Source organism: Vibrio rubrogenes, assembly GCF_059641415.1.
Window position 1 is genome coordinate 1 of sequence record NZ_JCARSY010000088.1, and the last position, 1,705, is coordinate 1,705.

The 1,705-nt window shown below is 53.0% G+C and carries 1 protein-coding gene; it reads left to right on the forward strand.

Going from position 1 to position 1,705, the window contains the following annotated elements; genetic code table 11:
* Positions 1-16 precede the first annotated feature (16 nt).
* Positions 17-1,705: condensation domain-containing protein (locus AC55NX_RS20630; protein WP_496997437.1), on the forward strand; the 1,689-nt coding region annotated here is incomplete at its 3' end.

Consider the following 1,705-nt stretch of genomic DNA (forward strand, 5'->3'; position numbering starts at 1 on the left):
CCTGCTGGCAGTACGAATGGCTGATCGCCTGCGGCAACGCGGTTATCAGTTAGTGATTCGTCATCTGTTCTCGCAAATTACACTGGCAGAACTGGCTGAAACATTGGAAGTGCAAGAGGTGAATCCCGAGAGCGAAATTCCACCGAATCTGATTCCTGTCAATTGCCAGTACATTACACCGGACATGTTACCGCTGGTGACACTCGATCAGAAGGCGATTGATGTGATCAGTCAGACTGTTGATGGCGGTGCAGCCAATATTCAGGATATCTATCCGCTGGCGCCGCTTCAGGAAGGTATTTTGTTCCATCACCTGTTAGAGCAACAAGGTGACCCCTATGTGACGCGCGTAGTACAAAGCTTCAAACATGAAGCGGATATTGAGACGTTTATCGCCGCGCTTCAGCATGTGGTGCAACGACATGACATTCTGCGTACTGCGGTGGTTTGGGATGGTCTGGAGACGCCCGTTCAGGTGGTCTGGCGTCAAGCACCGGTCGTACTGCAAACCCTACGTACGGAGCAGCTGGAAAATGGTGGCAAGACTGATAATGTTGCCACACGTTTATGCCAACACTTTGACCCGGCCTATACCCGAATGGATATCCAGCGGGCCCCGATGATTGCAGCCTATAAAGTGGCTGATCCGGCTGAAGACCGTTGGCTGCTCTGTTTTCTGCTCCACCATTTGTGTAATGACCACACCACGCTGGAATTACTGATTGAAGAAGTGCAGGCCTATATTGCCGGTCGTGAAGCGTCATTGCCAAGGCCATTACCGTTCCGTAATTTTGTCGCTCAAACGACGCTGAACGCCAATAAAGATGAACACCTTCAATACTTCCGTGAGTTGCTTGGCGATATTGATGAACCTTGTGATCCTTTCGGGTTGCAGGCATCCGGTGATGACGCTCATGTCGAAGCAACTCATGTGGCGGTTGCCGACGATGTTGCACTGACGATCCGTGAGCTCTCCCGGCGTTTCAGTATCAGCCCGGCAGCGCTGTTCCATCTGGCCTGGGGCGTGGTTGTCCAGCGAGCCACCGGACAAGATGACGTGGTCTTCGGTACGGTACTGTTCGGCCGGATGGCTGGTGGTGAAGGGGCGGACCGGGTCTTGGGGATGTTCCTCAATACATTACCATTACGACTCTCTTTTGCTGATACATCGGTAGAATCGGCACTGATCCAGACTCAGCAACGTTTGGCTGAATTACTCGAACATGAACACACTTCTCTCGCCTTGGCACAACAGTGCAGTGGTCTGAGTAATCACACCCCACTGTTCAGTTCGCTGCTGAACTATCGTTATCAAGGCGGCAGCGCCCAGACCGCTGCGACAGACCAAGAGACACTCGGTTCTCTCGAGGTCGCCGCAGAGAATACCAACTACCCGTTGACGGTGGCCGTCAACGATATTGTGACGGGTGGTTTTTCATTGGATATCCATGTCAATCCGCGTCTCAGTGGCGAGCGACTCGGGGCGATGTTCATGACGGCCTTAAATGGGCTGGTGAGTACGCTGTCTGCACAACCTACTGCACCGATGAACCAACTCAGTATCCTCGCGGACACTGAACGGGATCTGGTGCTCAACCGGTTTAACCAGACGGCAACGCCATTCCCCGATGAGTCATGCCTGCATACTTTGATTGAGGGGCAGGTGGCGCGTAATCCGCAAGCAACCGCGGTTATCTTTGAAGAG